At 61.1% G+C, this 4,370-nt stretch carries 6 protein-coding genes and 1 pseudogene; 6 read left to right on the top strand and 1 reads right to left on the bottom strand.

Annotated elements, in window-relative coordinates:
• The 5 genes and pseudogenes from PSV43_RS19780 to PSV43_RS19760 all read left to right on the top strand — a co-directional run.
• Positions 1-910, top strand: a pseudogene (locus PSV43_RS19780) (hypothetical protein); the annotation flags it as partial.
• A 340-nt stretch (positions 911-1,250) separates the two neighbouring features.
• Positions 1,251-1,832: a hypothetical protein gene (locus tag PSV43_RS19775; protein ID WP_300201570.1), complete on the top strand. Its 582-nt coding sequence runs from the start codon at positions 1,251-1,253 to the stop codon at positions 1,830-1,832.
• Between the two features lie 88 nt (positions 1,833-1,920).
• A complete protein-coding gene (locus PSV43_RS19770; RefSeq protein ID WP_300201567.1) occupies positions 1,921-2,154 on the top strand; it encodes a hypothetical protein in 234 nt (77 codons plus the stop codon).
• 96 nt (positions 2,155-2,250) lie between these two features.
• Positions 2,251-2,769 carry a hypothetical protein gene (locus tag PSV43_RS19765; protein WP_300201564.1) on the top strand — a complete coding sequence of 173 codons (519 nt, stop codon included), beginning with the start codon at positions 2,251-2,253 and terminating at the stop codon, positions 2,767-2,769.
• A complete protein-coding gene (locus PSV43_RS19760; protein WP_300201561.1) occupies positions 2,766-3,482 on the top strand; it encodes a hypothetical protein in 717 nt (238 codons plus the stop codon). Before PSV43_RS19765 ends, PSV43_RS19760 begins: the two co-directional genes overlap by 4 nt.
• 9 nt (positions 3,483-3,491) lie before the next feature.
• On the opposite strand, the gene PSV43_RS19755 is transcribed toward PSV43_RS19760, so the two are convergent.
• Positions 3,492-4,037, bottom strand: a complete 546-nt coding sequence (locus PSV43_RS19755; RefSeq protein ID WP_300201558.1) for a hypothetical protein — start codon at positions 4,035-4,037, stop codon at positions 3,492-3,494.
• 121 nt (positions 4,038-4,158) lie between these two features.
• Between PSV43_RS19755 and PSV43_RS19750 the strand changes: the two genes are divergently transcribed.
• On the top strand, positions 4,159-4,370 hold a 212-nt coding region (locus tag PSV43_RS19750), incomplete at its 3' end, for an MGMT family protein (protein ID WP_300201556.1).

Genomic DNA, 4,370 nt, shown 5'->3' with positions numbered 1-4,370 from the left:
TCAGGACGGTGAGATCGGCGATCTGCTCCTCATGCGCGCCTACCGCATGCAGGGCCCCGTGGGCTCCGCCTTCACGCTGCCACGTGATCCGAAAGTGGACCCGAGCGAACTGGCATGGCAGATCCAGCGCTTCCACAGCTTCCTCTGGGCCAGCGGTGGTGGCTTCAGCGACTTCAACATCCACAACATCGACGAAGCCTGCTGGATGAAGAACGACTGGCCGGTCGAAGTGCAGGCCAGCGGCGGCCGCAGTGATCGTGGTGATTACATTGACCAAAACTTCGACCACTACAGCTGCGAGTACACCTTCAAAGACGGCGCGAAGCTCTACCTCGAAGGCCGCACCGCCATCGGCACGCACAACCAGTTTGCCACGCAGGTGCATGGCACCAAAGGCAGCGCCATCGTCTCCACCGCCGGTCACTTCCCCTCCAAGGCGATGACCTTCAACAGCCAGAAGATGCAGCGCGCCAACATCATCTGGCGCGGCAAACAGCCCGAGCCGAATCCGTATGACCTGGAGTGGCAGGACCTCATCGACGCCATCGTCGAGAACAAGCCCTACAACGAAGTGGAGCGCGGCATCAAATCCAGCGTCACCACCGCCATGGGCCGTGCCGCCGCGCACACCGGCCAGGTGATTCGCTACGATGACTACATCAACAGCGCCTTCGAGTTCGCTCCCGGTGTCGATAAGCTCACCCTTGAAGGTCCTGCACCGATCATCGCTGACGCGAAAGGCAAGTACCCTGTCCCGCAGCCCGGCATCCTCAAAGACCGCGAGTACGCCATGGAGCCGCAGGCCAATCCCTTCCCGCTCATCCCGGTGCCTCCAGCTCCCGTCGAGGAGCCGCTGTCTCGGCCAGAACGGCCCAAGAAGCCGGCTGCAAAGGCGAAAGCCAAAGTTTAGTCTCGGGAAGCACGCTGCTCTCCCCCCGACCGCTGCCCCTCACCGGGCAGCGGTTTTTTTGCGTGAATTCCAGAATGCCGTGGATGGCTGTGGCCACAGCCCGCCTGTCTGCCAGCGTAAGTCAAGCCCACCGTAGCCCCATACTCCCCAAAGTTGGGGCAACCCTTTTGATCCATATCGGCCTTACTATCAGGGGATTGTGCGGATAGAATCCCAGTGCGTATGGGTATTCTCTCCCTTGGAAAAAAGAGGCGTTTTTTCTTAAGCGCCTAATCCGTGTCTGAGGGCATTCTGAATGGCTATTTAGAAGCTCATTCCAGTTTAGCCGATAGCTTCACTCGTGGAAAATCAAGAGGCTGACACCCCCATACCAGAATCTCTGAGTGACACGCCCGAAGCCGAATGTGTGCGGCAGCTGGTCGGACGTAGGCGCTGGATGAAACTCGGTATGTGGGGTGCCTTGGGCACGATTGGAGGAGGTATGGGCTACTACATGACGCCTCCTGCAGTCGTGCCTCTCTATTTCAATGGGGTTTACGCCTTCGCACATGAAACCCACCCTGCCGTGGTTCATCAGTTGGTGGCCGCTGCCAATCAACTCGTAGGCAAGCCCTACAAGTGGGGTGGCGGGCACAAAGCTTTATATGATAACGGCTTCGACTGCTCCGGCTCCGTTTCGCATGTGCTCTTCCGTGCCAAGCTGCTGGACAAGCCCCTCAACTCCTCCGCCTTTGCTCGTTACGCCTGGCCTGGACCGGGGAGTCATGTCACGCTTTTCGTCAAACCGGGGCACCACGTCTTCCTGCAGATCTGCGGTCTCCGCTTTGACACCACGGGCGCGCAGACCGGGGAAGGGCCCCGTTGGCGAGCCTCCAGCCGTTCCTACGAAGGCTTTCATGCGCGTCATCCCGCCTGGCTCTAAACGCGACGCGAGCACACTCTCAACGGTCCTGCACAGGGTCGAGAGGAACCGGGCTTGTGATCCATGACAGACGCATGGAAGCTCACCCATGAAATCCCCACTGCTGGCACTGGCTCTTCTCCTTGTCTCGGGCCTGACAGCATGCCACAAACAATCCGCGCCCGCCCAGGCGGACATGGATGCTGAAACCCGGCAGAAAGCCGTCGAAATCAGGGCCGCCGCCGACAAGGCGACTGCCGCCATCAATGAAGCCGCCGCCATGCAAAGGGCCAAGGACAAGGAAGCAACTGCGCCCTTACCCACGCCTGCGCCGTTGAAGTAGAGGTGGAATCTTGCAGCCGCTTCATTCGTTTAAGGTCGAAGTTAGGCTTGATGCTGTTTGACAGCCGCGCTGCTCTGCGGGCAGATTGCACGCCGTATGAAGACTCCCTCCCCGGCCATTTCGTTTGTCTTGCAACGCTGGCAGACTTGGCTGCTGCAGGCAGCCGCACTCGTGGTGCTGGCCTCCTGCACCCTGCCAGCTGACAACGGTGGGCTTCCCGGAGCCGCCACACCCAATGTACAGGGCATCTACCAAGGCTCTTACACCTACGGCGGCGCCTACCAGAAACTGGCCGGGCAGGTGATCACCTTTGAGATCTCCCTGCGGCAGGCTCGGGGCTCCAACAAGATCAAGGGCGTCACCAAGGAAAACTACACCGGCTTTGGCACTCTGAAGGATGGCTTTGTTTGGGCGGACATCACCGGTACCTGCGAGGGTGAGGATGGCCTGATCCATCTGCAATTCACCAAAACCTACCGCAACTCGAAAGAGCTTCCGGTGACTTATCGCGGCTCGCTGCCGCCGGGCTCCGGCCTGCTCGCTGGCACCTGGTACTTCCCCAGCAAGCCGAGTGACAGCGGCATGTTTCAAATCAACAACATCCAGGTGCAATGACCGCCGTTCGCACGCTCGCCTGGCTCGCAGCCCTCAGTCTGATGGGTTCGGTCTTGCAGGCACAGCAGCCTGCCATCGTGGTCAGTGGCTTTGAGCCCTTCGGTGGCCGTGACCGGAATGCCTCCTGGACTCTGGCTGAAGCCATCGCCAAGGCATTCCCGCAGGAAGTTCGCGCCTTGCAGATTCCTGTGGTCTGGGGCGCTCCGCTGACCGCCATCAACAACGCCAAACCGTTGCCGCAGGTGTGGATTGCCTTTGGTGAAGGCACCGCAGAGTTTCAGATCGAAATCCTCGCTCACAATCAGCGTGGCATGTACCCGGACAATCAGCAGGCCAAACCTGCCACACCGGAGATCGTCAGCGCCGCTGCGCCCGCGCTGAAACAGCAGGCGCAGGTGGCGGACCTCGCGGCCGCATTGACCCAGGCAGGATTTCCTACCCATGTGTCTCAGAGCGCCGGACGCTACCTGTGCGAGGAGATGCTGTACTCGCTCCTCTACGCCCAGCAGCAGCATCCCGAGGCGCTGCGCCTGGTGCTCTTCATCCACGTCCCGCCCCTAGGCGAGTCCATCGCGGTTTCTCCGGCGAAAGAGGGCGCGCCTACCGCTCAGCGGAAAGTGGACGCCGAGCTGCTGCATGCCTTTGGCCAGCAACTCTTCGCATCGCTGAGGAAGCTAGGTCTGCTGGCGTCAGGGACGGGTCTCAAGCGCTGATGCTACAGCTCAAGCTTGCGCATTCAAGAACGCCAGGGCGGCGGATCGCTGCGGGTGCTCTGCCAGCTCCCGACGCAATACCTGAATTTTCTCCAGCAGTTCCACACCCAGCCGCTCGCGCAACTGCGCCAGATGCACGGCATCAAGCTCCTGCTGGCGCACGACCTTCTGCCACGGCGCAGTGAAGATCAGGTGCATCGAATTTTGCAGGTGCCCGCCACACAGCGCCTCCCACTCGCCACCGTCCAGCCAGATGCCGCCCGTGTGGGAGCGTTCTACTCGAAACGACTGCCCGTGACCTACGCGATAGCGCATCATCACCGTGCCCGACTCGGGGCACAGTTTGACCGCAGCATCAAACTCGCTCACCGGCACCGCCTCAGCCGCCGGGCTTGCCTCAGCCACCGTCGTCGCAGGCAGCGTGCTGCGCCAGCGCCAGTAGTTCTCCGCCGGGATCCAATGCCCGCCGGTTTCAGGACAGCAGAACGCTGTCAGACCGGGTTCCAGTTCGACACGTTCCAGACGTTTGTGATGGGCCAGAGGACTTAGCATCATGAAACATCCGGCACACACCCTCACCGCCATGACATTTCCCCTTCTTTTATGGAAGGGGTAAGTGCACAGCTCTGCGGCACCACCTCGACAAAGCCCGTGCGCTGCGCATTTTTTCGCCATCATGGCCGCCCGTGGAAAATCCGTCGCCTTCGCCCGCATCCGTGCGGAGGTCATTCGCTTGGTGGCTCTGATCCCCGCCGGCCAGTTCACCACGTATGGCAGCATCGCCATTCACATGAACGTCATTGCGCGTCATGTGGCCACGGTGCTGAGCCACCTCACGCCGGAAGAATCCGCCGCGCTGCCCTGGCACCGCGTCGTCGCGGCGAACGC

This window comes from Prosthecobacter sp. (assembly GCF_029946185.1).
Classification (GTDB): domain Bacteria; phylum Verrucomicrobiota; class Verrucomicrobiia; order Verrucomicrobiales; family Verrucomicrobiaceae; genus Prosthecobacter.
This window is presented reverse-complemented; position numbering and strand designations above follow the sequence as displayed.